The sequence below is a fragment of the Catenulispora acidiphila DSM 44928 genome, from assembly GCF_000024025.1.
Taxonomy (GTDB): Bacteria; Actinomycetota; Actinomycetes; order Streptomycetales; family Catenulisporaceae; genus Catenulispora; species Catenulispora acidiphila.
In genome coordinates, this window is sequence record NC_013131.1 from 7,163,777 (window position 1) to 7,190,363 (window position 26,587).

The 26,587-nt window shown below is 69.0% G+C and carries 27 protein-coding genes and 1 pseudogene; 11 read left to right on the forward strand and 17 right to left on the reverse strand.

Annotated features, from left to right (window positions below; all coding sequences use genetic code 11):
- Window positions 1-16 precede the first annotated feature (16 nt).
- From CACI_RS30830 to CACI_RS51585, 3 genes are all read right to left on the reverse strand, one after another.
- A complete protein-coding gene (locus CACI_RS30830; RefSeq protein WP_190276653.1) occupies window positions 17-1,081 on the reverse strand; it encodes an MFS transporter in 1,065 nt (354 codons plus the stop codon).
- A 236-nt stretch (window positions 1,082-1,317) separates the two neighbouring features.
- On the reverse strand, window positions 1,318-1,656 hold the full coding sequence (locus CACI_RS30835; protein WP_015794808.1) for a hypothetical protein: 339 nt from the start codon (window positions 1,654-1,656) through the stop codon (window positions 1,318-1,320).
- A gap of 1 nt (window position 1,657) precedes the next feature.
- Window positions 1,658-1,810, reverse strand: coding sequence for a hypothetical protein (locus CACI_RS51585; protein WP_015794809.1), 153 nt, complete (start codon window positions 1,808-1,810; stop codon window positions 1,658-1,660).
- A 363-nt stretch (window positions 1,811-2,173) separates the two neighbouring features.
- Between CACI_RS51585 and CACI_RS30840 the strand changes: the two genes are divergently transcribed.
- Window positions 2,174-3,181 (forward strand): helix-turn-helix transcriptional regulator, encoded by a 1,008-nt coding sequence (locus tag CACI_RS30840; RefSeq protein ID WP_015794810.1) that lies wholly within the window; start codon window positions 2,174-2,176, stop codon window positions 3,179-3,181.
- A gap of 123 nt (window positions 3,182-3,304) precedes the next feature.
- On the opposite strand, the gene CACI_RS30845 is transcribed toward CACI_RS30840, so the two are convergent.
- Window positions 3,305-3,889 carry a TetR/AcrR family transcriptional regulator gene (locus CACI_RS30845; protein WP_015794811.1) on the reverse strand — a complete coding sequence of 195 codons (585 nt, stop codon included), beginning with the start codon at window positions 3,887-3,889 and terminating at the stop codon, window positions 3,305-3,307.
- 103 nt (window positions 3,890-3,992) lie between these two features.
- Here CACI_RS30845 and CACI_RS30850 point away from each other — a divergent pair, with 103 nt between their 5' ends.
- A complete protein-coding gene (locus CACI_RS30850) occupies window positions 3,993-5,096 on the forward strand; it encodes a hypothetical protein (protein ID WP_015794812.1) in 1,104 nt (367 codons plus the stop codon).
- Here the strand turns inward: CACI_RS30850 and CACI_RS30855 are convergent.
- The 4 genes and pseudogenes from CACI_RS30855 to CACI_RS30870 all read right to left on the reverse strand — a co-directional run.
- Window positions 5,071-5,499: pseudogene (locus CACI_RS30855) on the reverse strand (nuclear transport factor 2 family protein); the annotation flags it as partial. The gene CACI_RS30850 and the pseudogene CACI_RS30855 sit on opposite strands and share 26 nt — an antisense overlap.
- A gap of 57 nt (window positions 5,500-5,556) precedes the next feature.
- Window positions 5,557-6,558, reverse strand: a complete 1,002-nt coding sequence (locus CACI_RS30860; protein WP_015794814.1) for a zinc-binding dehydrogenase — start codon at window positions 6,556-6,558, stop codon at window positions 5,557-5,559.
- A gap of 141 nt (window positions 6,559-6,699) precedes the next feature.
- The gene (locus CACI_RS30865; protein ID WP_015794815.1) at window positions 6,700-7,521 is read right to left on the reverse strand and encodes an alpha/beta fold hydrolase; all 822 of its coding nucleotides are present in this window, start codon (window positions 7,519-7,521) and stop codon (window positions 6,700-6,702) included.
- Between the two features lie 110 nt (window positions 7,522-7,631).
- Window positions 7,632-8,123 carry a cupin domain-containing protein gene (locus CACI_RS30870; RefSeq protein WP_015794816.1) on the reverse strand — a complete coding sequence of 164 codons (492 nt, stop codon included), beginning with the start codon at window positions 8,121-8,123 and terminating at the stop codon, window positions 7,632-7,634.
- 118 nt (window positions 8,124-8,241) lie between these two features.
- Between CACI_RS30870 and CACI_RS30875 the strand changes: the two genes are divergently transcribed.
- The 3 genes from CACI_RS30875 to CACI_RS30885 all read left to right on the forward strand — a co-directional run bounded on the left by CACI_RS30875 (window position 8,242) and on the right by CACI_RS30885 (window position 10,801).
- Window positions 8,242-8,886 carry a TetR/AcrR family transcriptional regulator gene (locus tag CACI_RS30875; RefSeq protein WP_015794817.1) on the forward strand — a complete coding sequence of 215 codons (645 nt, stop codon included), beginning with the start codon at window positions 8,242-8,244 and terminating at the stop codon, window positions 8,884-8,886.
- 18 nt (window positions 8,887-8,904) lie between these two features.
- A complete protein-coding gene (locus CACI_RS30880; protein WP_015794818.1) occupies window positions 8,905-9,597 on the forward strand; it encodes a TetR/AcrR family transcriptional regulator in 693 nt (230 codons plus the stop codon).
- Window positions 9,598-10,252: 655 nt separating this feature from the next.
- Window positions 10,253-10,801, forward strand: coding sequence for a DUF4383 domain-containing protein (locus tag CACI_RS30885; RefSeq protein ID WP_015794819.1), 549 nt, complete (start codon window positions 10,253-10,255; stop codon window positions 10,799-10,801).
- On the opposite strand, the gene CACI_RS30890 is transcribed toward CACI_RS30885, so the two are convergent.
- Window positions 10,705-12,222 carry an SDR family oxidoreductase gene (locus CACI_RS30890; protein ID WP_015794820.1) on the reverse strand — a complete coding sequence of 506 codons (1,518 nt, stop codon included), beginning with the start codon at window positions 12,220-12,222 and terminating at the stop codon, window positions 10,705-10,707. The genes CACI_RS30885 and CACI_RS30890 overlap by 97 nt on opposite strands.
- A 90-nt stretch (window positions 12,223-12,312) precedes the next feature.
- Between CACI_RS30890 and CACI_RS30895 the strand changes: the two genes are divergently transcribed.
- On the forward strand, window positions 12,313-13,119 hold the full coding sequence (locus CACI_RS30895; protein ID WP_015794821.1) for a hypothetical protein: 807 nt from the start codon (window positions 12,313-12,315) through the stop codon (window positions 13,117-13,119).
- 58 nt (window positions 13,120-13,177) lie between these two features.
- Here the strand turns inward: CACI_RS30895 and CACI_RS30900 are convergent, their stop codons facing one another.
- From CACI_RS30900 to CACI_RS30910, 3 genes are read right to left on the reverse strand one after another with little or no spacing between them, the layout of a single operon-like run.
- Window positions 13,178-13,576, reverse strand: coding sequence for a DoxX family protein (locus CACI_RS30900; protein ID WP_015794822.1), 399 nt, complete (start codon window positions 13,574-13,576; stop codon window positions 13,178-13,180).
- Window positions 13,577-13,624: 48 nt separating this feature from the next.
- Window positions 13,625-14,824, reverse strand: coding sequence for an NAD(P)-binding domain-containing protein (locus CACI_RS30905; RefSeq protein ID WP_015794823.1), 1,200 nt, complete (start codon window positions 14,822-14,824; stop codon window positions 13,625-13,627).
- Between the two features lie 30 nt (window positions 14,825-14,854).
- Window positions 14,855-15,403, reverse strand: a complete 549-nt coding sequence (locus CACI_RS30910) for an OsmC family protein (RefSeq protein ID WP_015794824.1) — start codon at window positions 15,401-15,403, stop codon at window positions 14,855-14,857.
- Window positions 15,404-15,500: 97 nt separating this feature from the next.
- On the opposite strand from CACI_RS30910, the gene metX reads away from it, so the two are divergent.
- Genes metX through CACI_RS30925 form a run of 3 tightly spaced genes read left to right on the forward strand, consistent with a single transcriptional unit; the run spans window position 15,501 to window position 18,588 of the window.
- Window positions 15,501-16,736 carry a homoserine O-acetyltransferase MetX gene (gene metX / locus CACI_RS30915; RefSeq protein ID WP_015794825.1) on the forward strand — a complete coding sequence of 412 codons (1,236 nt, stop codon included), beginning with the start codon at window positions 15,501-15,503 and terminating at the stop codon, window positions 16,734-16,736.
- Entirely contained in the window at window positions 16,733-18,061 is a 1,329-nt protein-coding gene (locus CACI_RS30920) for an O-acetylhomoserine aminocarboxypropyltransferase/cysteine synthase family protein (RefSeq protein ID WP_015794826.1), read from the forward strand. The genes metX and CACI_RS30920 overlap by 4 nt, the downstream gene beginning before the upstream one ends.
- Window positions 18,058-18,588 (forward strand): CoA-binding protein, encoded by a 531-nt coding sequence (locus CACI_RS30925; protein WP_015794827.1) that lies wholly within the window; start codon window positions 18,058-18,060, stop codon window positions 18,586-18,588. Before CACI_RS30920 ends, CACI_RS30925 begins: the two co-directional genes overlap by 4 nt.
- Window positions 18,589-18,604: 16 nt before the next feature.
- Here the strand turns inward: CACI_RS30925 and CACI_RS30930 are convergent, their stop codons facing one another.
- The 5 genes from CACI_RS30930 to CACI_RS30950 all read right to left on the reverse strand — a co-directional run bounded on the left by CACI_RS30930 (window position 18,605) and on the right by CACI_RS30950 (window position 24,410).
- The gene (locus CACI_RS30930) at window positions 18,605-19,936 is read right to left on the reverse strand and encodes a DUF4041 domain-containing protein (RefSeq protein ID WP_015794828.1); all 1,332 of its coding nucleotides are present in this window, start codon (window positions 19,934-19,936) and stop codon (window positions 18,605-18,607) included.
- A gap of 2 nt (window positions 19,937-19,938) precedes the next feature.
- Window positions 19,939-21,246 carry a hypothetical protein gene (locus tag CACI_RS30935; RefSeq protein WP_223297292.1) on the reverse strand — a complete coding sequence of 436 codons (1,308 nt, stop codon included), beginning with the start codon at window positions 21,244-21,246 and terminating at the stop codon, window positions 19,939-19,941.
- Window positions 21,247-21,426: 180 nt separating this feature from the next.
- Window positions 21,427-22,365 (reverse strand): hypothetical protein, encoded by a 939-nt coding sequence (locus tag CACI_RS30940; protein ID WP_015794830.1) that lies wholly within the window; start codon window positions 22,363-22,365, stop codon window positions 21,427-21,429.
- Between the two features lie 287 nt (window positions 22,366-22,652).
- The gene (locus CACI_RS46270) at window positions 22,653-23,510 is read right to left on the reverse strand and encodes a C40 family peptidase (protein WP_015794831.1); all 858 of its coding nucleotides are present in this window, start codon (window positions 23,508-23,510) and stop codon (window positions 22,653-22,655) included.
- A gap of 354 nt (window positions 23,511-23,864) precedes the next feature.
- Window positions 23,865-24,410, reverse strand: coding sequence for a CGNR zinc finger domain-containing protein (locus tag CACI_RS30950; protein WP_015794832.1), 546 nt, complete (start codon window positions 24,408-24,410; stop codon window positions 23,865-23,867).
- A gap of 92 nt (window positions 24,411-24,502) precedes the next feature.
- Here CACI_RS30950 and CACI_RS30955 point away from each other — a divergent pair, with 92 nt between their 5' ends.
- Both CACI_RS30955 and CACI_RS30960 read left to right on the forward strand, forming a co-directional pair.
- A complete protein-coding gene (locus CACI_RS30955; RefSeq protein WP_015794833.1) occupies window positions 24,503-25,804 on the forward strand; it encodes an MFS transporter in 1,302 nt (433 codons plus the stop codon).
- A 49-nt stretch (window positions 25,805-25,853) separates the two neighbouring features.
- On the forward strand, window positions 25,854-26,555 hold the full coding sequence (locus CACI_RS30960; RefSeq protein ID WP_015794834.1) for an MOSC domain-containing protein: 702 nt from the start codon (window positions 25,854-25,856) through the stop codon (window positions 26,553-26,555).
- Window positions 26,556-26,587 lie beyond the last annotated feature (32 nt).

Below are 26,587 nucleotides of genomic sequence, written 5' to 3' on the forward strand. Positions count from 1 at the left end.
CGCACTGTAGCTGTCTTCAGTGCACGGACGCAGCGACGCCGCTCATCGAGGTCCGGACAGCCAAGATCACCGCGAGCACCGTCGTCACCACGGCAACGCCGAACGCGGCGTGGAAACCGGCAGCCGCCGCGATCGTTCCGCTGAGCGGACCCGCGACCAGAATCCCGAGGTCCCAGAACGAGGTCATCGCCCCGACCGCCGCTCCCGCCGTCTCCGCCCGAGCCATGCCCAACGTCATCGCGGCGGTCGCCGGATAGATGAGTCCGAGCCCGGCGCCGGTGATCGCGGCGCCTGCGAGCGTGACGACGAGATCCGGCGCCGCCGCCAACAAGATCAGCCCCGCGGCCTGCACCACCAAGGTGACGCAGGCGACCACCGCGCCGCCGTGACGATCGACCAGCGGGCTCCCGAACCCTCGGACCACCAGGAACGCGCAGGCGAAGACGGGCAACGCCACGACCTTGCCCGCAGAGTGCCCCAGCGAGAGCACGAGCACCGCCGCGAGCGTGCCGTATCCGTATGCTGCCAAGCCGATGATCGACCCCGGCAGACTTACACCTGGAGGTACGAGCGGGCCCGGAATCCGTTTGGTAGTAACGAATTCCGGCTTGCGAGCGGTCGCCGCCAGGACCGCCGACACCAACGGCAACGCCGCGACCGTCCACCACACCGCGTCGGCGTTCGCGGCCTCCCCGATGGTCGCGGCGAGCACCGGTCCCAGCGTCAGCCCGCCCCACATGGACAAGCCGAACCAGCCCGCCACCCGGCCGCGCTGCTCGGGCAGCACGTCGGCGAGCACCCACGGCAGGGCGCCGGAGAACAGCGCCGCCTCCCCCGCACCCATCACGAGGCGGCATAGTAAGAGCACTGCGACATCGGGCGCGAACACCGTGCCCGCACCGGCTGCCGACGCCAGCAGCCCGCCGAGGACGACCACCGCGCGCGACCGTCCCGCATCGCCCCACCGGCCGGCGAAGGGGCGCCCGGCCGCCGTCGCGGCGAAGGCGGCGCCCACGACCAAGCCGGTCACCGCCGGTCCGACGTGGAACTTCGCGGACAGGAAGGGAGGGAGTTCCTGCAACGTCGCGCACCCACCTGCACCGCTATCGCGACCTGCTCGAAGACCGCCTCGCAGGCCTCGACATCGAGGACCCCGCAGCACTGGCACGTCGGCTGCTTCTGCTGATCGAAGGCGCCAGCGTGATCGTCACCATCGAGGGGAGCACCGACGCCGGCGCGGATGCCCGAGAGGCGGCGGCGATGCTGCTGCTGGTGGCGTCAAGACGATCGGGATGACGGCGCGGCTAACGCCGGTCTTCAAAAAGCCTCCCAGCTCATGGCATCCGCCGTGGGGTCGAGCGGCGCCACCTCCCAACCGGTCAGGGACGGGGCAGCCGCGAGCGCTCGGTGACACAGCCGCAGAGCGACGTCGGTGGTGGAGCCGGCGGATCCAGCAGCTCCCGCTCCGGTCGGCAGGACGAACAGCACTGCGTCGACGGTCCCCGGCGCCGGGCCGTGCCGCGCCCGGATGTGTTCCAGCCGGTCGGTGGGGATCGCGGCGGCCCACAGGACGTCGACCACGGTCTCCGGGCTTGGAGGCCGGTCGCGGTTCGGGGCTTCGGCGCCCGCGGACAGCCGGACGGGGACGAGGTCCATGTCAGCCGCCGCATGATGAGCACGGGACCGAGGCCACGGCCAGGTTCGCAGCCTGCTGAGTGGCGCCGGCGGCGGCCGCGGCGGCGTGGCCGGTCAGTGCGAACAGGGCGGCGACCAGGAGCGTGACGGCGGGTCGGCGGGCGGTTTTCGGCATGGCGGTATCCCCATCGCTGTGGTCGGTGATCGGTGGCCGGTGATCGTCCGCGGGGCGGCGAGCGGCGTCCCCGGCGCCGGCTCCGGCGTGTCGTCCGGAGCCGGCACATAGAACTCTGCCAAGCGGTGACCTGCACAGGAAGGGAAATCCGAGGCACCAAGACGCCTGGCAGCTTGGTGCCAATCCCGGCGCAGCTCACCATCGGCGCGGCCGGCGGAGCAGGATATTGGCACGCCTCAGAATTCGCTTCCGCACCCCTTCCGTCGGACCACCGGAAATGCGAAGATCTTTATCCGGCGCTGCGATCGGTGGGGGAACACTTGCCGCGGCGCCCTATCGAAGCTGACGCACAGGGGGTATGCCATGCCTGCCTCGGCCCGTATCGACGTGGCCACACTGCTGGGACTCGGGCTGGAGGAACGGCTCGCTCAACTATGGATCGCAATGGCGTCCGCGCCCGGCGCCGGCGTCGAAGAGCTCGCCGATGTCCTGGGCATCAGCGAGTCCCAGGCGCGCGTGGCGCTGGACGCCCTGGCCGACCGCGCCCTGGTCCGCGTCTCTCAGCAGACCCCTGGTCTGCTCGTGCCGGTGACCGCCGAGGCCGCGCTCAGGCAGTTGCTGCGCCGCCAGGAAGAGGAGTTGGCCGAGCAGCAGCGCCGGATCGAGGAGCAGCGGGACCAGATCACGAAGGCCGTCTCGGCATCAGCCCGGGACAGCGACGACGGCCGCGTCGAGCACATCGTCGGCGCCGACGCCATCCACGCCCGCTTCGAGCAGCTCGCCTACCGCACCGAGACCAGCATCGACTCGCTGCTGCCGGTGACCGGCCTGCCCGCCCAGATGCTCTCCGACGCCAAGCCGCTGGACGTCGATCTGCTCCAGCGCGGCGTGGCCATGCGCTCGCTCTACCTCGAGGCCATCCGCAACGACGCGCCCCTCATGGCCTACGCCCGCGACATGCAGGCCGCCGGCGCCGACGTCCGCACCAGCCCCACGCTGCCGCAGCGGCTGTTCATCAGCGACCGCTGCCTCGCCGTCGTCCCGGTGGACCCCTCGACCCGCGCCCACGGAGTGCTGCTGGTCCGGACGCCTGGAGTCGTCGCCTCACTGCTCGAACTCTTCGAAACCGTGTGGCACAACGCCGCCCCGCTCGACGTCGGCAACCCCATCGACACCGCCACCGGCCTGTCCGACACCGAACGCATCCTGCTCACCATGCTCGCCGACGGCGCCACCGACGAGAGCGCCGCCAAGCGGCTCGGGGTCTCGCTGCGCACGGTCCGGCGCATCATGGCGGACCTCATGCGGCGCCTGGACGCCGGATCGCGGTTCGAGGCGGGGATCAAGGCTGCTCGGCGGGGATGGCTGTAACTGTTCCAGAGCTGTGCGCCTCTAGTACCGGTGAGAGACGATGCTTTAGCGCATCAGGGCACTGACGACACGGTCTTGAGACAGTAACCCTCGGATCCGGCCACCATGGCACGCAGGATCTGTCTACGATCGCCGCAAGTCGCGGAGCCCGCGTTCGACCGTCTCAGGGCTGATGTCGCCGAGCAGGAGATGGCCGAACATGTAGCCCGGGGTCATCGTGAACAACACCGTGCCGACCGCTTCGGTATCAGCATCCTGAGCCAGGCGGCCGGCGGCTTGCTCGTGCCGGGCGATCCCGGTCCAGAAGTCGCGCATCCGCCGCAGGTTCGCGGTGACGACCGGGACCAGCGCCGGGTTGTGGGTGGCTTCGGCCCACACCTGCGGCGCCACCGAACCGGGACCGGCAGCGAGCTCCTGGAGCTGGATCGTGTAGCGGCGCATCACGTCCTCGAGCGGCGGCGCCGGTTCCTCGGCGAGCACCGCGTCCAGGAAGGGGACGATCATGCGGACGGCGCGCTCGGCCATCGCGACGATGATCTCGTCCTTGCTCTTGAAGTAGCTGTAGACGGCGCCGGCGGACAGGCCGGCCTCGGCGAAGACGTCGTTCATCGAGGTGGCGTGGAAGCCCTTGCGGGCGAAGCAGCGCTGGGCGGCGGACAGGATCTGCTCCCGCCGGGCGGCGGCGTGTTCTTCGGAGACCTTGGGCACCCCGCCAACCTAAAACGAACGCTCGTTCTTGACAATCCGGGCCGGTCGGACGACCATGGAGTCGCGATTAAAACAAAACGAGCGTTCTTTTTGGAGGTTCGGCATGCGGCACCTCACCCGTCCGACCGGGGTGGCCCTGGCCGCCATCGGCATCCAGGCCTTGATGGTGTTCGCCTTCACCGCGCCGACCGTCCACAACGCGCCGCACCGGGTCCCGCTGGCCGTGAGCGCCCCGGCTCCGGCGCGCGGGGCGGTCGAGCTGCGGCTGGAGCAGGCCGCCCCGGGCGCGTTCGCCGTGCACGAGGTCGCGGACGAGGGCGCGGCGCGCGCCGCGCTCGCCGATCGGGAGGCGTACGGCGCCGTCGTCGTGACGACTCAGGGCCCGCACATGCTCGTCGCCTCTGCCGCGAGCCCGACGGTCGCGACGCTGTTGACTCAGGTCGGTTCGCATCTGGCAGCGACTGGTTCCGACAGCTCAGCGCAGGTGACGGACGTGGTCCCGGCGTCGGCGGCGGACCCGCACGGCGCGGCGTTCACCTCGATGGTCCTGCCGTTGGTCATGTCCGCGCTGATCGGCGGGGTTCTGTTGACGATCAAGCTGCCGCGCCTGCGCGAGCGGGTCCTCGCCACCTTGTTGTTCGCGCTCGGCGGCGGTACGGCCGTGACGCTGATCGCCAGCCACGCGCTGGGGTTCCTGCCTGGTTCGTTCCTTCCGGTCGCCGCCTCGATCGCCGTGCCGATCCTCGCCATCAGCGCCTTCAGCATCGCGACCGCGTCGCTCATCGGACGCTACGGTTTCGCCCTCGCCGGCGCGATCATGATGCTGCTCTCCAATCCGCTGTCGGCGGCGTCGAGCGCGCCGCAACTCCTCCCGACGCCGTGGGGACGGATCGGCCAGGACCTCCCCGCCGGCGCCGCCGCGACGCTGATCCGCTCGACGGCGTTCTTCCATGGACACGGCGCCGGGCACGCCGAGGTCGTGCTCGGCGTGTGGGTCGCAGCCGCGGCCGCGATGATGGCCGCCGCGGGTGTGCGGGGCTGGCTGCGGACGAGGACTCATGCGGATCATGGCACGCACGCGGGACATGGCACGCACACAAGCCACGGCGCTCATGCCGCTCATGCCGCGCACCCGGGGCGGGGCGCGGAGGTCGCCGAGGTCGTATCCCTTACGGCAGCGAGGGGAACGAGTGGTGTTCGTGCGTGACGATCCAGCGACCGTCCCGCTTCCGCAAGCCGACAGTGAGCCGCAGCCGGTTGTCCGGGTTGGCGGCGGTGCCCTCCGGGGTGTCGCAGAGCAGCAGCGCGTAGACGAACGCGACGTCCGCACCGGCGACCACGTTCAACTCCACGAAGTCGAACGAGGCACCCTTCGCCAGGTATTCGAAGAACGGCGGCCAGGATTCGCGGTAGGCGTCCATGCCGCGGATGCCCTGGTAGGGAGGCGGCACATCGAACATGACGATGTCCGCGTCGTGGTCGGCGACGACCGCGTCCAGATCGCCGCGGCGCACGGCAGCGGCCCAGCTCTCGATCAGCCGGCGGATCTGCTGCTCGTCGGTCCCCGCGGCGGGCGAAACGGTGTCAGGTGTGTCAGGTGTATCGGTCATGCCCCTCAATCCTTCTCAGTGCGGGACTCTTAGCGCCGGACTCTTAGCCCCGGACTCTCAGTGCCGGACGCGCACCACGAGCTTGCCGGTGGCGCGGTCGTGCTCCATGTCGTCGTGAGCCTGGCGTACCTGCTCCAAACCGTCGTAGACGCGGTCCACCGGGAAGGTGAGCTGCCCGGCCGCGACCGCGTCCAGGATCTCCTGGAACACGTCCTGCGGCAGGTCGCTGGCGTCGCCGAAGTAGCCCGCGAGCCGCACGCCCCGGGGCAGGTACTCGTTCGGGGAGAAGTCCCGCACGCTGTATTGGTTGGACAGGCTGCCGCCGAAGCACGCCGTGCCGTGCACCCGGACCGCGCGCAGCGTGTCCGGCAGGGTCGGCGTGCCGACCAGGTCGAGGGCGGCGTCGACGCCGTCGGGGTAGAGCTCGCGCACGGCGGCGGCGACGTCGCCGTCGTCCAGCAGCGGATGGTCAACGCCGCGTTCCTTCAGCAGAGCGAGCCGATCGGCCTTCCGGGTGGTGGACAGGACCGTGCAGCCGCGCCAGCCGGCGAGCGCTGCGGCGGCCAGGCCGACCGAGGACGTCCCGCCGCGGATCAGCACGGTCTGCCCGGGCTGGATGTCCAGACCGACGGTGAGCGAGCCGTAGGCGGTCTGCACCATCTCCGGCAGCGCGCCGAGCACTTCCCATGGCAGATCGGTGTCGATGGGGATGACCTGGGACAGCGGAACCGAGGTGTACTCGGCGTATCCGCCGTCGTAGGTACGTCCCATGTCCCCCATCATCGCGACGACCTTCTGGCCGCGGACCAGTCCGCTGTCGGCCGGTGCCGCGTCGATGGTGCCCGCCGCCTCGATGCCCGGCACGCGGGGGAAGCTGACGCCGACGCTCACGCCGAGCCGGAGCTTCAGCTCGGAGCGGTTGAGGCCGAACGCCTCGACGCGGATGCGGACCCAGCCGTCCTTCTCGGGCGGGAGCGGGACAGTGGTGAGCTCGAGATTGTCCACGGGACCGGGACCGGAGAGTCGGACGGCACGCATGGTGCTCGGCGAGGACGTCATGGGTCTGCCTTCGGCTCGGAGGTGCGAACGTCGATCAGGGGCAATCAACATGCTGTCGCCACGGCTTCATTCCCGGATAAGCGTGCCCTTTCTTCTGGCGCCGTGCCACTGGCTTGGCGCCACTGGCTTGGTGCGACCACGTCACGCCTCGTCGGGCTTGACCACGGTGTCGACGAACTCCCCGAGGGCGCCGAGCGTCGCGCCGATCTGCTCGATCTGCGGGAAGTGCCCGGCGTCGGCGATCGGGGCGAAGTGCCCGTTGCCGAGCGCGGCGGCGAAGTCGCGGCCGTAGCCCAGCGGCGCTATGCCGTCCTGCTCGCCCCAGATGACCAGCGCCGGGATGGTGATGCGGTGCAGGCGGCGGCGCAGCTTGGAGTCGTGCATGTACTCCTGGCCGGTGTAGACCGCCATCGTCTGCTGGTTGGCGGCGGCCACCGCCTTCTGCTCGTCGGTGAACGAGGCGAAGTCGGGGCGGAACTCGGCGTTGGCGAACGACAGCTGGCTGAGCTGCGGCGGCGCCATGGTGCGGACGTCGACGACCTGCTCGTCCCCGGCGGCCTTGATGCCGACGGCGTTGACCAGCACCAGCGCGCCCAGCCGGCCGCGGTTGTCGCGCAGCGCCATCTCGGCGCCGATCCAGCCGCCGAGCGAGCTGCCGATCACCATGACGCCGGTGAGGTCCAGCTCGTCGAGCAGGTCCAGGTAGGCGTCGGCGAGGTCGGCGACGGTGTCGAAGCGGTCGGGGCGCGGCGTGCCGTCGAAGCCGGGGTGCGTCGGGACGATGCCGTAGGCGTGCTCGGCGAGGGCGCCGGCCAGGCCGAGCATGGTGCGCGGGCCGGCGCCGCCGCGCAGGAGGAGGACGGCGGTGCCGTCGGAGTTGGTGCCGAACTCGCTGAACGTGATGCCCATGCCGGTCGGGATAGTGACGGTGCGGGCGGCGGGAGTCGAGGTCGAGGTGCTCATGGATGAGGGTCCCTTGCGCTTGGAGTGGCTTCGTGAGAGCTGACTCCCATGAATATAGGGAGCTCTCACTCGTTGTGCAAGTGGACTCTCATGAAGCGTCCCGACCCGCATCATTCCGCGGCGTCGGCGGGCGGCGACGTCGGCGGCTGGGCGAAGTCGGTGGCCGGCGTGGTCGCGTAGCGGGGCATGACCTCGGCCGCGGCTTCCGGCATCGAGGCGCCGCGGGCCATGGCGTCGCGCACGTCGCCGAAGTAGTGCACGTACAGGTCCGGAGTGAAGGTGTTGATCATGACCAGCGGCTCGTCGCCGGGGTTGGCGAAGGTGTGCGGCGCGCCCGGCGGGACCATGACCAGGGTTCCGGGCGGCGCTTCGTAGTCGGTGGCGCCGACGGTGAAGACCGCCGTCCCGGAGACGACGTAGAACCCTTCGTCGTGCTCGGCGTGGCGGTGCTGCGGCGGTCCGGCGCTGCGCGCGGCCAGCCGGATCTCGGCGACGCCCAGGCGGCGGCCGGTGGTGGAGCCGTCTTCGAGGACGGTGATGCGCGCCGGTCCCAGGTCGATGGGTTCGCGATCGCCTGGCCCGACGATAGAAACAGAATTCATTGGAGATCTCCCTTTCGTGAGAGTTGACTCTCATGACATTAGGTCGGACGATAGCCATCGTGCAAGCAAGCTCTTATCATGGGAGTGGACTCACCGATCTCGGCGCGAAAGGATCCCGATGACGACCCCGCAGGCCGCGCCGGCCACCCCTGCCACTCCGACCACTCCGACCAACCCCGCCAGTGGCCGCGTCAACCAGAAGCGGCGCACGCACGCGGCCATCGTCACCGCCGCCGCCGACCTGATGCTCACCGGCGAAGAGGTGACGATGCCGGAGGTCGCCAAGACCGCGCTGGTCTCCGAGGCCACCGCCTACCGCTACTTCCCGGACCTGGCCAGCCTGCTGTCCGAGGCGATGGCGGACACCCTGCCGCACCCGGATCAGGCCTTTGCGACCGTCGCGGGCTCCACCGACCCCGTCGAACGCGTCGCCGCAGCCGCCGAACACCTGGCCCGGCACGTCCTCGCACGCCAAGGCGCCGTCCGCGCGATGATCGCCGCCACCATCGTCCGGCCGAACGCCGCACCCCCGCGCCCGGGCCTCCGCTTCGGCCTCATCGACGAGGCACTGCGACCCCTGGCAGAAGCCGCGAACACCGACCAGGAGATGCTCACGCACCTGAAGCGAGACCTGTCGATCGTCATGGGCGCCGAAGCCCTGTTCTCCCTGATGGATCTCAACGGCCTGCCCCCCGAGGACGCCGTCGCCAGCATCGTGCGCACAGCGACGACGCTGACGCGCGCCGCGGTTTCCGCACCCTGATCGACTAACGTCGGACCAGTGAGCCCCGACACCCGCGACCGCCTGCTGGCAGGCACGATCGATGCCCTGCGCGCCCACGGCATCGCCGGCGTGTCAGCCCGCACCATCGCCGCAGCCGCCGGCGTGAACCAGGCCCTGATCTTCTACCACTTCGGAAGCGTGGACGAACTCCTCGCCGCCGCAACCCTCCGCTCGACCGAGGAGCAGGTAGCGACGTACCGCGAGCGCTTCGCGCAGGTGCGATCGCTACGAGAGCTGCAACAGGTCGGCCGCGAGCTGCGCGTCCGGGAACGCGAGGCGGGCAACGTCGCCGTCCTCGGGCAACTACTCGCCGGCGCGCAGACCAACGCAGTGTTCGCCGCGGCGACACGGGACGCACTGCGCCTGTGGATCGCCGAGATCGAAGAGGTACTGAACCGGGTCCTCGCGGGCTCAGTCCTGGCCGAAATCGCCGACGCACCAGGGCTGGCCCACGCGCTATCAGCCTCCTTCATCGGCATGGAACTGATGGCCGCCGTCGACCCCGCCGGCGACGAAACAGCCGCCGCCGCACTCGACGACCTCGGCCTACTCGCCGAGCGCCTGGACGAGCTCGGCCCGGTGACGCAGCGCGCGCTGCGAGGCGCGGTGCGACGGACGGCGAAGAAGGGGCGCGGTGCGGACAGAGCACCGGGCGGGAGCGCCAAGCGGGGCAGCGATCAGGGCGGCTGACGCTAGGCAGAAGCACGGAGCCGAGCGGCGATCAGGGCGGCTGACGCTTGGCAGAAGCACCAAACCGAGTGGCGAACCGGGCAGCTGACGCTCGGCGGAAGCACCAAACCGAGCAGCAACCAGGGCGGCTAACGCTTGGCAGAAGCGCGGAGCCGAGTGGCGCACCGGGCAGCTGATGCTTGGCGGGAGCACCACCTCGAGCGGCTGACCACTCCGCCGGCGCAGCAATGAGGCACGAAGACACATCTGCCGCAGCACCGACCGACCCGCGCGCCTGACACCACCGAGCCGAGTCGCAGGCAGGGCGGCGGACCACTCTCGGCGGCGCGGCAATGAGGCACAGGAGACACATCCGCCCCAGTGCCTGCCAAGGATTCCCGGAGCATCGATAGCACCGAGCGGCAAGCACCGCGGCCGACCACTTCCGGCGGCCACCGACAGACTTCCCAGGTGACAGCCCCGAGCCGCGCCACCGGCATCGCCGCTGGCACCTCCAGCCCTTCGCCACTAGGCCAAACGGGTGACCTCCGTCCCCGCGTCGAGCTGCCGGCAGCGCAGCACCGTGTGAGGATTGAGCGGTCGGTTAAATCGCTCGCTCAAAATGTGGGCGGCCGGCTGCTCACCGGTGCGTCCGGTTCCCGGAAGGGGCTTCGTCATGGTGCGGTTGCATGAACATCTTCCCGCTGACCACCGTCTCGGGCAGGTCTATCGGTGGGGTTCAATTCTGTCCGCCGTGGTGCTGCTGGTGTTCGGGGTCATGGGGTTGTTGGATTCCATTCCGTTCTTCGGTACGCAGGGGCAGCATGTGATGGGCATGTCGAGCAATGGGCTGCTGTCTGTCGTCTCGATCGTGGTGGCGGTGTTCCTGCTGGTGGCGGCGCGGATCGGGGGGAACTTCGCCTCGACGGCCAACATGGTCATGGGCGGGGTGTTCATCGTCGCCGGGCTGCTGGGGCTGGCGGTCATGGACACCACGGCCAACTTCCTGGCGTTCGGGCTGTCCAACGTCTTCTTCAGCTTCGTCGTCGGGCTGGTCATGATGACGTTCGGCATGTATGGCCGCGTCAATCTCTACCTGCCCTACGACAACCCCTACTACCAGGCGCGTCACCCCGAGGTCGCAGAGGTCGTGGACGTCGCGGAGCTCTCCTCGGCCGCCCGCCGCAGCAAGTTGCGGACCATCCCGCCGAAGACCACGGCGTGAAACGGCGCCACTGACCACCAATACAGGTGGCCGAACAGGCCGTGAGGATAGAACAGGGCGCGCTGCCGGTACCGGGTGCGCCCTGTTTCCGTCGGCTCGACCCGCATCTCCAGCCAAGCCAGACCGGGCAGCTTCATCTCCGCACGCAGGCGCAGCAGATGCCCGCGCTCGAGCGCTTCGACACGCCAGAAGTCCAGCGTGTCCCCCAGACGCAGCGTGTTGGGATCGCGCCGCCCGCGCCGCAGCCCGATCCCGCCGACCATCCGGTCCAGCCAGCCGCGAACAGCCCACGCCAGCGGGAACGAATACCAGCCGGTCTGCCCGCCGATCGCCTCCACAGCACGCCACACCCGCTCCGGCGCGATATCGACCTCTGCCTCACGCACGTCGCGATACAGGCTGCCGCCGGCCCAATCCGGGTCGGTGGGCAGCGGGTCGCTCGGCGCGCCGAGCACGGAAGCCGACGACCAACGCGTCGTGACGTTGGCTTCCTGCACGCGAGTACGCGCCAGCCGCACCGCCTCGTCGAAGCCGATCAGTCCCTGAGGCGGGTCCGGAACCAACTCGGCGACGCGATGATCGGCGCAGACGACCTCGTGGCGCAGCGACTCCACCAGAGGCCTGGCGATGGAAGCCGGGACCGGCGTGACCGCCCCGACCCAATGGCTCGACAGCCCCGGCGTCAGCACCGGAACCGGGAGGATCCAGCGCCGTGGCAGCCCTGCCACTTGCGCATAGCGCAGCATCATCTCGCGGTACGTCAGTACATCGCGACCACCGATGTCGAAGACACCACCGGCGCCGACCACATCGTCCGGCGCGCTGGCGCTGCCCACGAGATAGCGCAGGACGTCGCGAACCGCGATCGGCTGAATCCGAGTACCGACCCACCGCGGAGTCACCATGACCGGCAGCCGCTCGGTGAGATAGCGCAGCATCTCGAAGGACGCCGACCCCGACCCGATGACCACGGCCGCACGCAGCTCCACAGTCGGAATCCCCGAGCTCCGCAACGCCTGACCAACGCGGACCCGAGAACGCAGATGCGGCGAGAGCTCCGTGACCGGAGTCTCCTCGGGCGCCATGCCGCCGAGATAGACGATCCGCGACACTCCCGCGTCCCGGGCAGCGGATGCGAAGCTGCGCGCCGCCTTTTCCTCGGTCTGTTCGAAGCCGGCGCCTGTGGTCAGCGAGTGGATCAGGTAGTAGGCGACGTCGATGCCTTCCAGCGCCGGAGGCAGCGTCTCGGGCGAGAGCACGTCCCCCCGCACCCGCTCCACACGCTCGGCCCAGGCGTGATCACGCAGCCGATCCGGATCACGGGCCATACATCGCACGTCAAACCCGGCGTCGAGCAATTCGGGGACCAGCCGTCCGCCGATGTAACCGGTCGCACCTGTCACCAACGCTGATGGCTTCACGGTTCCATGGTCCGTGTCTACCTCCGGTGGCGCATTCCGGCCACGCCATACAGTTACGCCGCGACCGGCCCGGCCGCCATACTGTCGCGCATGGGCGACCTCGGATTCCTTGTCTCGCGGCTCGTGCGCCGTTATCGCGACCCCGTGGTGGGCACGCTGCGGCTCACCGCCAAGGACTGGCGGGGCTCGCGCGTGAAGTACGTCGGCGTGGTCAGCGCCCCGGGCCTGTCGCCCACGCCGGTCTCCTACCGCACGTCAGAGCCCACAAAGCGCTGGGTCATGGACGGGATGGACCTGCCGGTCGTCGTCGACCGCACCCGCCCGGCGAAACTCAGGATCCTGTGGAAGCAGGTCCCCACGACAAAGCAGTACCGTGCGAATCTCCAGGCGCAGCAGATGCGCCAGGCCGCGGAGACCGCCGCGCACATGGCGTCCGGGGACAGCGCCGCCGGCACGCCTCCCCTGCACAACATCTTCGCGATGCGCGGGAACCTCTTCGGCGACGGAGGCGACCTGGCTCAGGTGGTCAGCAACGCCATCTCCGAGGCGTTCGGCAGCCAGTCGAGCACGGTCTGGGGCGAGTCTCACGTCCACATGCAGATCAGCGAGGGCGCGCCGATCGTCGGCGGCATCCGCGGCACGGCCATCGTGATCGCGGAGCGCGACGTGTCCGTGCCGGCGATGTTCGGCGACGCCATGGCCGGCGGCCTCGTGGACCTCACGCTGGAGGTCACGCCGCCGGACGGCGTGCCCTACCCCGCGCGCGCCCGCTTGGTGTTCTCCACGCCGGAGCGCCGCGCCCGCATCGCCGCGGTCGGCACGCGGCTACCGATCCGGATCGATCCGACGCGGCGAGCGCATGTCGAGATCGACACGGCGGCGCTCAACCTGGACTGAGCCTGGAGCGAGCCGAGCCCGAGCCGGAGCACAGCCCGAGCCCGAGCGCAGCCCGAGCTCAGCCCTTCTTGGAAGCCTTCCCCGGCTTACCCGCCTTGCCCGCCACCTTCAGCGCCCACCACACGAGCGGCACCTGAAGCGGAAGCCGTCCGAGCGCCGCCGCCTTGGCCGGAGCAGGGCGATCGCTCCAGTCGCGGGCCATCTTGACGTTCGCGGGGAAGACCGCGACGAACAGCCCGGCAGCCGCCAACCCGCCCTGCCGCCGCGACTTGCCGTTCGCCACCGCGACGGCCACCGCCATCTCGGCGACGCCGCTGGCGTAGGTCCAGGTGCGCGGCTTGCCGGGCAACGAACGCGGCACGATCGCGTCGTACTGCCGGGGCGCGACGAAGTGGGTGACGGCCGCTGCGGCGAGGAGGCCAGCGAGGGCGGCGTGCGGGGAAGTCAGTCGGGACACGTCGGTGATCCTAAGAGTTATTGGACACCGTGTCGATAGCGTCCGCGTCTATCCGGCCAGGTAGCCTGCCAGATGGTCGATCACGTCTCGGGCGTCGTCCTCGGCGCCGTGGATGAATGTGGACTTGCGCCGGCGGAGCACGGGCAGCCCCAACGCGTACAGCCCTGGGCTGTCGACCACTCCCCCAGTGTGCCGCAGCCGTCCCTTGCCATCGAGGACCGACACCTCGAGCCAGGAGTAGTCGGGCCGGAATCCCGTCGCCCACACGACTGTCTCTATCTCACCGCTGCGCAGGTCGAGTTGCAGGCGTGGGGACGCCGGTATCTGGGTGGGCACGACGGGTTCGGACTCGTCGTACGCATCGGGAGCCCAAGCGTCGAAGGTCGCCAGCAGGCGCTCCATCTTGAGATCCGCGAGCGAGCACACGTTGCGCAGCCCGCCGGAGAACAGCGCACGACCGTCACGGACCGCCGCCCACCGACCCACCGGCTCGACGCCCATCGCCATCAGGGTGTTGAGGTCGAGATCGCCGCGGTCCGCGGTTCCGGCAAGCTGCGGCGAGGGGAGGCCGCGCGCTCGGTCCACGTCGTCGAGCTCGTCGTGCCGCTGGTCCCAGACGCCCGAGGCGTCCATCCACCACAGCACGTCCCGACCGCGATACACGCGCGGCAGCCGCACATGCTCCCCGACCGAGAGCACCACCGGCCGACCGGTCCGCCTGATCTCCGCCGCCAACTGCACGCCGGTCGCGGACGCGCCGACGACCAGGACGCCGCCGTCGGGAAGCTCGTCCGGACCGGTGTAGTCGAAGGGAGTCAGTTGCCTGATGGACTCCGGAACCGCGCTGCTGATCGCCGGCACTATCGGCAGATTGCACGCACCGCTGGCGATGACCACGGTCCGAGTCTGGATCTCGCCCTGGTCCGTCCGCACTCGGTAGCCGTCTCCTTCGCGCCGGACCGACGTGACCGCCATCCCGGCGCGGACGGGAGCCTGCGAGGACTTGGCGAAGCCGTCGATGAAGTCGGCGACCTCGCTCGCCGTCATGTAGCCGTCGGGATCAGGTCCCTGATACCGGTGGCCGGGCAGCCGGGTCAGCCAGTTCGGCGTGAGCAGCCGCAACGAGTCCCAGCGCTCGCGGCGCCACGAGTTCGCCACCTCGCCGCGTTCCAGGACGAGGTGGTCGATGCCGGCGGCGGTGAGGAAGTGGCTGGCGGCCAGACCCGCGTGCCCGGCGCCGACCACCACGGCGTCGCTGTGCTCGATGGCTCGGCCCTCTCAGAGGACTTCGACGGTGACGTCGGTCGGGTTGGTCAGCGCGTCGAAAACCGCCGAGCGCTTCTGCGACTGCGCGACCAGCGCCTCGATCTCCTGCTGCGAGGCGTCGGCGTCGATGCTGAAGGAGACCTTGATGTCGGTGAAGCCGTTGCGCACATCGCTGTCGGCGCCGAGGATCCCGCGGATGTCGTGCCGGCCCTCGACCGTGGAGGAGACCGAGCGCAGCTGGATCCCGCGGTTCTGCGCGACCGACGCCACCCCGGCGGTCAGGCAGCCGGCCAGCCCGACGAGCAGGTACTCGATCGGCGTGATGCCGTTGTCCTCGGCGGCGAAGACCGCCGGGTGGTCGGCCTCGAACACCGACTCGGTCTTGTGGTTGTGCTCCTCGCCGAGGCCGAAGAAGTCCTTGACGGTCGTGGTGCTGTGCACGCCGTCGCGCCAGGTGGAGGTGGCACGCCAGGTGAACTGGGCCGCCTCGGGCGCGCCCTTCAAGACCTCGCGCGCGTCCAGCAGCGCCTGCACGTTGACTCCGTTGGTGACCGTGGTCATGGGACGAGCCCGCCCTTCCGCACGATGGCGCAGTGAATCTTGAATTCCTATCTGGTTACTCGACAATACACGGGAGCGGGGGCGTACCATAGCCCTCATGCACAAACCCGCCACGGTGCCGCCGACCGGCTCGGTCGGCACCGTCGAGACGCGGTTCCTCGACCTGCCCGAACCGGTCCCGCTGGAATGCGGCCGGGAACTGAGCGGAGTGCGGGTCGCCTACGAGACGTACGGGAGCCTGTCCCCCGCGCGTGACAACGTCATTCTGATCTGTCACGCCTTGAGCGGGGACGCCCACGCCGCCGGGATATCCGCGGCCGCAACCACGACGGCAGGCACGCGCGACGGCTTCGCCGCCGAGGACCGCGACGGCAGCGCCGGAGCGAGCCTGGGCTGGTGGGACGGGATGATCGGGCCCGGCAAGGCCTTCGACACCGAGCGATACTTCATCATCTCCACCAACTTGCTGGGCGGATGCCGCGGGACGACCGGACCGCGATCGACGAACCCTGGCACCGGGCTCCCCTACGGACCGGACTTCCCGGTGATCACCGTCGCGGACATGGTGCGGACCCAGCGACGCTTTCTGGACCGGCTCGGCATCGAACGCCTCGCGGCGGTCGCGGGCGGATCCCTTGGCGGTATGCAGGCGCTGGAATGGGCTGTGCTGTTCCCGGATCAGGTCGACGCGATCGTGGTCATAGCGTCCACGCATGCCCTGCATCCGCAAGGGGTGGCGTGGAACGCAATCGCCCGCGAAGCCATCATGGGCGACCCGGCGTGGCAGGGTGGCCGCTACCACGGGACCGGCCGGACGCCTGACGCCGGCATGGGTGTGGCGCGCATGGTCGGGCATGTCACCTACCTGTCGGGTCCTGCGCTGGAGGCGAAGTTCGCCCGGCGGTTGCAGGCCTCCGAGCAGATCCGCCACACCCTCACCGAGCCTGAGTTCGCGGTTGAGAGCTATCTGAACCATCAGGCTGCCTCGTTCGTGAAGCGGTTTGATGCGAACACTTATCTATACATGTCGCGCGCGCTGACGTACTTCGACCTGGCGCGCCAGCACGGCGACGGCTCGTTGAAGCACGCGCTGGAAGGCGTCTTGGCGCGGACGCTGCTCATCGCGTTCAGCTCGGACTGGCTGTATCCGCCTTCGGCTTCGGACGAGATCGCCGATGCGTTGCGCTCGCTCGGCAAGCCGGTGGACTACCACTTGATCGAGGCGCCGTACGGGCACGACAGTTTCCTGCTTGAGGAAGCACGCCAGATTCCCATCGTCCGCCAGTTCCTGGAGGATGGGATCCAGACGACGATGAGGACTGCGACTCCATGACCGGCGACCTTCCGCGCTCGCGTCCGCGCACCGAGCAGCCCCACGAATTCGGCTTCGACACGCGGCAACTGCATGCCGGGCAGCGTCCCGATCCGAACACCGGCGCGCGGGCGGTGCCGATCTTCCAGACCGCCAGTTATGTGTTCGAAGACCCGGAGTCCGCGGCGGCGTACTTCAATCTGCAGGAGTACGGAAACACTTACTCCCGCATCATGAATCCGACTGTCGCAGCCTTCGAAGAACGGGTGGCGAACCTGGAGGGCGGCAGCGGCGCAGTGGCGTTCGCCAGCGGGATCGCAGCGCAGGCGGCGGCGCTGTTCACGCTGCTCGAGCCCGGCGATCACGTGGTGTCCTCCTCGGCGCTCTACGGCGGGACCGTCAACCAGTTCAAGCATCTGTTCCGCAAGATGAACGTCGAGCTGAGCTGGGCCGACCTCGACGATCCGGCGGCGTGGGAAGCGGCGGTCCGGCCGACCACGAAGGCGTTCTTCGGGGAGACGATCGGCAATCCGGCGGGCAATGTGCTGGATATCGAAGCGCTGGCAGGCATCGCGCACCGGCACGGCCTGCCGCTGATCGTGGACAACACGTTCGCCACGCCGTACCTGTGCCGCCCGATCGAGTGGGGCGCGGACATCGTGGTGCACTCGGCGACCAAGTTCCTCGGCGGGCACGGGACGAGCATCGGCGGCGTCGTGGTCGAGGCCGGGACGTTCGACTGGTCGAACGGACGCTTCCCGGTCATCGCCGACCCGTCCCCGGCGTACCACGGGCTGAAGTTCCACGAGACGTTCGGCGAGTACGGGTACCTGATGAAGCTGCGCGCCGAGACCCTGCGCGACCTCGGCGCGGCGCTGTCGCCGTTCAACGCTTTCCTTTTCCTGCAAGGGATCGAGACGCTGTCTCTACGTATGGACCGGCATGTCGCGAACGCGATGACGGTCGCGGCGTTCCTCGACGGGCACGAGGCGGCGGCGAACGTCACCTACCCCGGTCTGCCGGGCAGCAAGTACCAGCCGCTCGTGGAGAAGTACCTACCGCGCGGAGCCGGCGCCGTGTTCTCCTTCGACTGCGTAGGCGGTCGGGCCGGTGGGCAGGGGTTGATCGGGGGCGTGCAGCTGTGGTCGCACCTGGCGAACGTCGGGGACGCCAAGAGCCTGATCATCCATCCGGCCAGCACGACGCACCGGCAACTCGGCGACGATGAGCTGCGCGCGGCCGGTGTCGGGCCCGGGACGGTGCGGCTGTCGGTCGGGTTGGAGACGGTCGAGGACCTGATCTGGGATCTGGAGCAGGCTTTGGCGAGGGAAGGCGGGACGGCGTGAGCGGCTTGGGCGAGGTGAGCGGCGTGGGCGACGTGGGCGGCGTGAGCGACGGCGTGGCGCGGTATCAGGACCCGACGACCATCCAGCGCGTACTCAACACCGCCAGGACGATCGCGGTGGTCGGGCTGTCGAAGAACGAGCTGCGGGCAAGCTACTTCGTCGGCTACTACCTCAAGCGGCACGGCTTTCGGGTCGTGCCAGTGAACCCGCGCGAGACCGAGATCCTCGGCGAACGCTGCTACCCGAGCCTGCGCGACATCCCAGAGCCGGTAGACGTCGTGGACGTGTTCCGAGCGTCGGACGCCGTGCCAGGCGTCGCGCGGGAGGCGGTGGAGATCGGAGCGTCCGCGTTGTGGTGCCAGTTCGGCGTAATCAATCCCGAGGGGAATCAGATCGCTGAGAACGGCGGCCTGAGTGTGGTCGTGGACCGCTGCATCAAGATCGAGCACGCGCGGTACGTGGGGCGGATGCACTGGCTCGGGTTCAACACGCATCGGATCACGTCGGTGCGGACCGGTTTGCAGTAACTCAGGCTGCGCAAATTCACTCGCGCCGTACATCCGGTTCGACGGCGGGCCAGCGACCTCTCGACTGGAAGTACTCCAGGGCGGCGGGGGTCTCGGTGAATTCCAGCAGGCCGCCGACTTTCTGCTCCAGAATGACGCGGACCTCGGCCGGGGTGGCGAAGAAGAACTCGCGGCGTTCGTTGACGTAGTTCACGCGGCGGTGGGCGAACGACTTGTGGAGTTCGTGCTCGAGTGCGATGGCGTCGTCGGAGAAGAACAGCGCGTGCACGTCGTATCGGAACGGCACGGAGGCGTCCCCAAGTTCTCGGACACGGTCCATCGGCTCCAGGCGTCTGGTCATGCCGATCTTCACGACGCCCGGCCCGAACGCGCCGATGTTGGAGATGACGTACACATAGCCGGCGCGGATGTTCGCGATGCGGTAGTCGTTCGTCGCGATGGCCTGCTCGATGTCGGACAAACGGCCGGCGAGCTCGGCAGCCGCACTCTCATCACCCTTGGCCCGCAACGACTCCAGCACCGTGACGTAGTGGCTGCGCTCCTTCTCCAGGCGCTCGCGCTCAGCAGCAAGCTCAGCCTCGACACGGCGCTGCTCGCGAAGAAGCTCGCGTTCCTCGCGCGCCTTCTGCCGCTCTTCCTGAGCCTTCATCTGAAAGTCGGCGGTCAGCTCCAGCTCGGCGACGCGCAGCGCGTGATAGGCCGGGCTGATCCGCATCTCCATGATGCGTCCGAGCCTCTCGATCGCAGCCATCGCGGACTCAAGGCGCCTCTTCGCCGTGTGCACGTTGCCCGACCGAAGCGAGCGCACGCAGTTGTCCGCCTCAGCGTTGTACGCCCGCAGCATCAGCTTCGACAGGTCAGCGACAAGCTTGCGCCCCTTCGCCAAAGACCCGCTGAAGGTGAACAGCTCAGATGCCAGGATCGCCTGCCCCGCCTTGATGACCGCATCGATCTGGCCATCCAGCTCCTGAAGGCGCTCCTTGTACGCCGCCGCGTCCTCAAGGGGATGGTGGTAGCGGTAGATGCCGACGTCTTGCAGGATCCGCTGATCGGACAGCTCGATCACATCAGAAGCCGCCTCTCCGCCTTGGGCCGCGGCGAGTGCCGCCTCCAGCGACGCGATCCGCGCCAGCAGCACTTCTGTCCCGGCTGGAGCCACTGACACAGGCGCTGGTGCCGCGACGGCCTCCGGCTGCGCCTCAGCCTCGGCTCCGGCGTCATCTCCGTCATGGATAAAGAGTTCCCAGCCCTCAGGCGGGGCGGGCCACGAAGCGTCCGGTACCCACCCGGCTGGCGGCGTCCAGCCTTCCGGCGGAGTCGGCCAACCCGGCGGTGGATTGAACCGCATCCTCAGGCGCTCCGTATCGCCCGGACGCCGGGCGCCGTGTCGGCGGGCGTCAGGTCGAACGGAGACTTCGACAGTGCCGCGCCGAGGTGCTCGAGTGTCGCCTTCGGCACGACGTTGGACAGGTCGAACTTCGTGAACGCCTCACGCTCGGCGGCCACCACCACGAGCGGGATCGTGCCGAGAAGACCTGTGCCGGGGTCGATGGTCTCCACGCCGACCGTCAGGGAGATCGAATGTATCTTGCCTGCCCGATCTGCTTCGAAGACCTCGTGCAGCGTGCGGACGGCCACCTGGTACACGGCATCGGCGAATCGGCTTTTCTGCTCGCGGGCCGACAACAGGGTGGCTGCGATCTCATTGTGTGCCTTGATGTACTTGTACTCTTTGACCGTCGGCATCTTCGACGGTTCCGGTACCGTCACGGTCAAAGTCAGCTCACGGCCGTGCAGCGCGAACGCGTGGTCGTGCTCGACCGGGAATATCTCGGGGTATACCGAGTTGGCGAGCACGATTCCGACGTATTCGTCGATGGCTGACTCCACGTCGAATGCCAGACCGTTGATCAGTGTGTCGAGTTCCGCGTTGCGGGCGGCGGCTTGCGCATTCCGAGCCTCGCACTCATCCCGGTATTTCGCTTCCGCCTCCGCGAGCTTGCGCTTGCGCGCCTGCTCCAGTTCATCGCGGTGCGCGAGTTCCCCCTGATAAGCGGCTTGCAACGCTTGGTCGGCACGCCACCATTCAGCGTACGTCGCCTCGAAGGCAGCTCTGGCCTCAGCAACGGTCTTCTCGTAGCGCTTCCTCCCGCCGAACGCGGCGCCCATGCCGGCCGGCGGCATCGGCTCGTTCCACACCGGCGGATACCACCGCTGGGGAGTGGGTACCGCCTGGGTCTCGACCGCCAGCACGCCGGGCTCGAAGGGCGGATGGTCGACCGTCGTTATCTTCAATGTGGCCAAGTCGACGTAGTCGTCCACTTCGAGCGTTGAAGCCAGAATGCCGTCGATGTCCGAGTATTGAGCCGCCAGGTTTGCGTTCAGCTCTTCCACTTCGGCAAGACGCGCCTCAGCGAGCAAGCGCGCGGCTTCCCGCTCCGCAGCCTTCTGCTCCGCTATCGACGCGCGCGTGGCAGCGGCCTGCGCCCGTTCATAGTTGCGCATTGCCTGCTCGTAGCCGCGTTGCGCCGTGGCGTGCGCTCGCTGCGCAGCCGCATGTGCCCGTTGAGCTGCGGCTGCTTGTTGCCGGCGCCGTTTTTCCGCCTGTTGCGACTGATACTGCAACTCTGCGAAAAACCCACGCCGCTTTGCCACCACAACCCCCAACGTTCGCACCGGAGCCCGTCTCGATTCACCCTAGTCGAACATAGTGAGCCGCCGATACATGGTGAATATATCGTTCAAGTATCGGTGCCGTAGCGGCATCGCGATCCTTATACCGGTTAACGCTAGGGTTTTATATTCACTAGTAGCTGCTACCGGTGGTGATCCAGCCCCTCAACTCCCGCAATCAGGGACCTGAGCCCCCGGGGCGAAGCCTACGTAGTGGTCGGGGACCCACCAGAGGCGGTCTTCGAAGTAGATCTCGTACCAGCCGGTGGAGTTTTCGTGGTTGGTGTCGAGGCGTTCGTGGGTGAGGCGGCCGTGGGGGGTGTGGCAGACGACTTCTACGAGGTCGCCGTCGTGGTGGGGGCCTACTGAGTGGGTCAGGGAGTAGGGGGTTGGGAAGACTTCTACGCCGATGGAGCCGCCGTGGCCGTTGTTGGCGTCTTGGTTCCAGGTGCGGACTATTTTGCCGGGGATGGTGGTGGGTGGGGCGTTGGTTACCAGGATTGCGGTGGTGCGGTCGGTGTTGGGGGCTGGTGGGGTGGCGGTTTTGGGTGGGGTGTGGGGGGTGCCGCCGATGAAGGCGAAGGCGCTGATGGCCACTATCGCTGCTGCTGAGCCTGCTATGGATGCCGGGATGAGGAGGGGGTGTCGGCGGCGGGGTGGGGTGCGGCGGGGGTCGCGGTCGATGGGGGGTGCCGGTGCGAGGAGGGTGGGGGTCAGGAGGGTGGGTTGCAGGACCCCGACCGAGACCGGTTGTAGGACGGCGGGGAGGTCGGGGGATTCGCCGCGTGATCGGGCTTGCCATTCCTCTTGTGCCGCTTGCCATTGGGGTTGGAAGGGTGCCGGGTCGACGTCCAGGGCGTAGAGGAGGCCCTCGTAGTAGGACCAGGCGGGGAGGCTTTGGTCCTTCGCGGTGGGGTCGGGGGTCAGGATGCGGGAGAGGGTCGACTTGGCGAGGGTGCCGCGGCCGGCGCGCACGTTGCGGGTGTCGAGGTGGGTGAAGGAGGGGGAGCCGGCACTGCGGTGCGCCGTGCGGATCTCCAGCGTCAGTGCCCGGGTCAGGGGCGGTACAGCAGCGTCAAGATCCTTCAAAGCGCGCGCGGCCATGTCACCCGTCCCGTAATCAAACAGTGCGCGTCAGCGACAAATCACCAGGTCACTCCGGGGTCGGAGGATCCGGCGCGGCGATGGCCGCCGTCGGGATCCACCGACTCGTCCGGTCACCCTATGGCCTCGCTCGCTCGCGCAACGCCAAGATGGCTGAACTGTTTGCCAACTCTTTGGGCGGTCCTTGATCGCCCCCACCCGCCGGGGGCGATCAAGGTGACACGGGTCTCAGCGTCCTGTCACACCCGTCGGTGCGCCGGACGCCGGACGGTTCCGATGGGCCCGGATCAGAACCGGTAGTAGCCGATGACGTGGCCGCCGGCGGAGACCGGGTCGGTCTCGATGTAGTGGCCGGTTTCCAGGGCGTCGATCATCTTGCCGCCGCCGATGTAGATGCCGACGTGGTGCGGGGTGTTCCCGCTGCCGAAAAAGACCAGGTCGCCGGGCACCGGGCTGGAGACGCGGTGAGTCTCGTGGATCTGGACGGCGGTCCCGTCCGGACCGAGCACGTCGCGACCGTAGGCCAGCGCGTAGACCCAGCGCACGAAGCCCGAGCAGTCCAGCGAGATCTGGCCGTTGTGCCCGAGCGTGTGGTGGCTGGTCGCGGTCCAGCACGCCGGGTCGCCGCCGGAGGCGCCGCAGTTCGCCGCGCTCGGTCCGGGCTTCGCGCCGTGGCCGCCGACCCAGCCGTACGGCACGCGGCCGCCGCCCCAGCCCTTCTCCGCGTCGCCCGCCTCGATGGCCTTCGCATAGGAGATGATCTTCGACTGCACGCTCCCGGTCGGCGGAGGAGGCGGGGTGCTGTTGCCGCCGTCGAGCGAAGCCTTGGTCTTCGGCCCGACGATGCCGTCCACCGACAGCTTGTGGCTCGACTGGTAGCTCTTGACCGCCGCCCGGGTCGCCGGACCGAAGTCACCGTCGACCGCCAGGTGCGCGCCGTGTTTGTTCAGCAGCTGCTGAAGCTCGGTGACACAGCCGCTCTTCTGGCCGTAGGAGATGTTCGTCGGGCAGGAAGAGGACGTGAGCTTGATCGGCGACGGCGCGCTCGCGGCGTTCGCCGTCCCGGCGGCGAGCCCGACGCCGGCGACCGCGACGGCCGTCGCGGCGACGAGTTCCATCCGGGCTATTCGGGTGCGCAGTTTCATAGCAGGACCTTTCGTGGGGGACAACGGTTCTGGCCATGGATGATCGCGACCGGTCGGATCCCGGCCGGGCACAAGAAGATCCGGGTACGCGAGCGCGCAGCCGTGCGCGCTTCGCCATCGCTCTCGCGGAGCGGTCCATCCTCAATCCGAGGTAATCAAGCGCCGGCTCCGCTCGCTGTGGCTTCACGCGAGCTGCCGGACCCCGTTGTGAGCGTCATGCGATCCCCTTATGCGACTACAGGGCGAACGGACGGCCCAAATCATCACGGGGGTTCAGTTCACGGCACAACAGTTCGGACCGGTCGTGGCCCGACTCGGAACGTTTCATCGTTCCGAGCTGGCACCATGCGGCGCTCAGGAGTCCTTGCTCTTCAGATAGTGACGAGCCACACGCGCTCGGTTCCCACACGCGGCGCTGCACCATTCGCGGCGCGGGTGGTCCTTGACGAAGTACTGCACGCAGCCGGGAGCGTGGCACGCGCGCACATCCTCGCGCAGCGGTCCGCCGAGGACGGCGATCGCATCGCGCGCGATCCGGGCTCGCGCTGCCGACAGGGGATCGGCGGAGGACACCTCGATCACGCCGTAGCCGGAGTCGGCCGAACCCGCGAGCGCCGGCCAGCTCGGAGCCTGCTCCGACGCCGTGTTCAGCGTCGCCTTCGCCGCCTCCGGCAGCGCTTCGCCCTCGGTCGTCGCACGCAAGAGGGCGCGGATCGCATCGCGCAGCGTGAGAAATTCGCGGACGTCTCCCCCGCCGACGCCCCCTTCCCCGACGCCAGCCGAAAGCCGCTGCGAGTCCAGCCATTTCGCCAGGTCAAGCGGGGTCCCGACACCTTCCCGCTCGTCACCGCGGACGGCGTACCAGGTGTTCGCGAAGGCGACGGCCAGCGGTTCGGTCATGACCTAATGGTAGATCACACTTGCGCCCGTTAGGAACCTGCTGCCATGATCTAACTATTGGAAGCCGCATCAACCATTAGAAAGTGGGGGACATGACGTCGACCGTCGGGCAGGAACGGGAGCAGGAACTAGCCGCCGCAGCCACCGCGCCCCAGCCCGCCTCGCTCTGGCGCAACCACGACTTCCTGAAGTTCTGGTCCGGCGAGACGCTCTCCCTGTTCGGGACACAGATCACCACGCTGGCGATCCCGCTGACCGCCGTCCTCGTCTTCAATGCCTCGCCCTTCCAAGTCGGGCTGCTCCGCTTCCTGCAGCTCGTCCCCTACCTCGCGCTGGCGATGCTGTTCGGCGTCTGGGTCGACCGCGCGCGCCGCAAGCGCGTCATGATGCTCGCCAACGGCGCCCGCATGGTGCTGATCGCGGCGATCCCGCTCCTGTCGGCGACGCACCACCTCACACTCGGGCTGCTGCTGGCGATCGCCTGCGCGGTCGGCGTGTTCTCAGTGCTCTTCGACGTCAGCTGGATGGCGTTCGTGCCGGCGCTGGTGAAGGAGCCGAAGCAGTACGTCGAGGCCAACCAGAAGCTCGGCGTCACCTCCTCCAGCGCGGACGTCGCCGGACCGGGGGTCGCCGGTGCGGTCATCAGTGCCCTGAGTGCGCCGACCGCCCTCGCCGCCGACGCGATCTCCTACCTGTTCTCGCTGGCGACGCTGCTGTGGATCAGGACGCCGGAACCGAAGGCGCCTCCCACAACGACCAAGCGGCGGCTGCGGACAGAACTCGTCGAAGGATTGCGCTTCGTGTTCGGCGACCGGATCCTGCGGCCGCTGGCGCTCATCGCGCCGTTCTGCAACTTCGTGATGGTCGGCGTGTGGACCATGTTCCTGCTCTACGCCTCGCGCGGCGTCGGGCTGAGTTCGGCGCAGATCGGCGTGGTGTTCGCGTCTTCTTCGGTCGGCGGGCTGGTCGGGGCGACGGTCTCGCGTCGGCTGCTCCAGCGCTTCCGGCTCGGCAGGGTGTACGCGGTCTCGATGTCCGCGATCTTCCTCGCGCCGCTGCTCATCCCGCTCGCCACCGGCTCGCGACCGGTGCTGCTGGCGACGTTCATCGCCTCGTTCTTCCTCGCCTATCTGGGCTTGGGCGTCGCCAACGTGGTGGTGATCAGCCTGCGGCAGGCGTCCACGCCGCAGCACTTGATGGGACGGATGAACGCGGCGTTCCGCACCGCCCTGTTCGGCGGCGGCTCGCTGGGCGGCTTGGTCGGCGGGCTGATCAGCGGCGCCGCCGGTCTGCGGTCGGGGTTGCTGGTGGTGGCGGTCGGATCGGCGGTGATGGTGCTGCCGGTACTGCTGTCGCCGGTGAGCCGGCTGCGCGCGATGCCGACCTCGGAGTAGGAGCGGCAGCAGGAGCAGGAGCAGCAAAGGAAAGAAGGAGAATCAGGACATGTATGTCAAGGAGCTGTGGCGCTACCCGGTGAAGTCGATGCAGGGCGAGCGCCTGGAATCGGCCGACGTCACCTCGAACGGCGTGGCCGGCGACCGGCTGCTCCACGTCCGCGATCCGCGCGGCGTGCTCACCGGTCGGACCCGGCACGCCCTGCTCGGTGTGCCGGCGGCGACCGGCGCGGACGGCGAGGTGCGCGTGGCCGGTCGGCCGTGGAACGCCCCGCAGACCGCCGAGCTGGTCCGGGCAGCGGCCGGTCCAGGCGCCGAACTGGTCCGCTATGCGGGCCCGGAGCGTTTCGACGTCCTCAACCTGCTGGTCGCCACCGACGGCGCCGTCGCAGAGCTCGGATACGATCGGCGCCGGCTGCGGCCGAACATCGTCATCGGCGGCGTTCCCGGTCTGGCCGAGCGCGGGTGGCCGGGGCACGCGCTGCGGATCGGCGAGGTGCTGATCGGCATGCTCAAGCTGCGCGCGCGGTGCATCGTCACCACGATCGACCCGGACACCGGCGAGCAGGACCTGGACGTGCTGCGCACGATCCGCCACGGCTACGAGGGAACGTTCGCCCTGGACTCCTGGACGGCGGCGCCGGGGACGATCCGCGTCGGCGACGAGGTGGAGCTGGTGGATCTGGATCCCGGCCGGGCGCGTCCCCGGCCGGGAGGGTGGATCGTCGGCGCGCCCTATCTGGTGGCGTGACCGGCTATCCCGTATCCGGTGGCGTGAGCAGC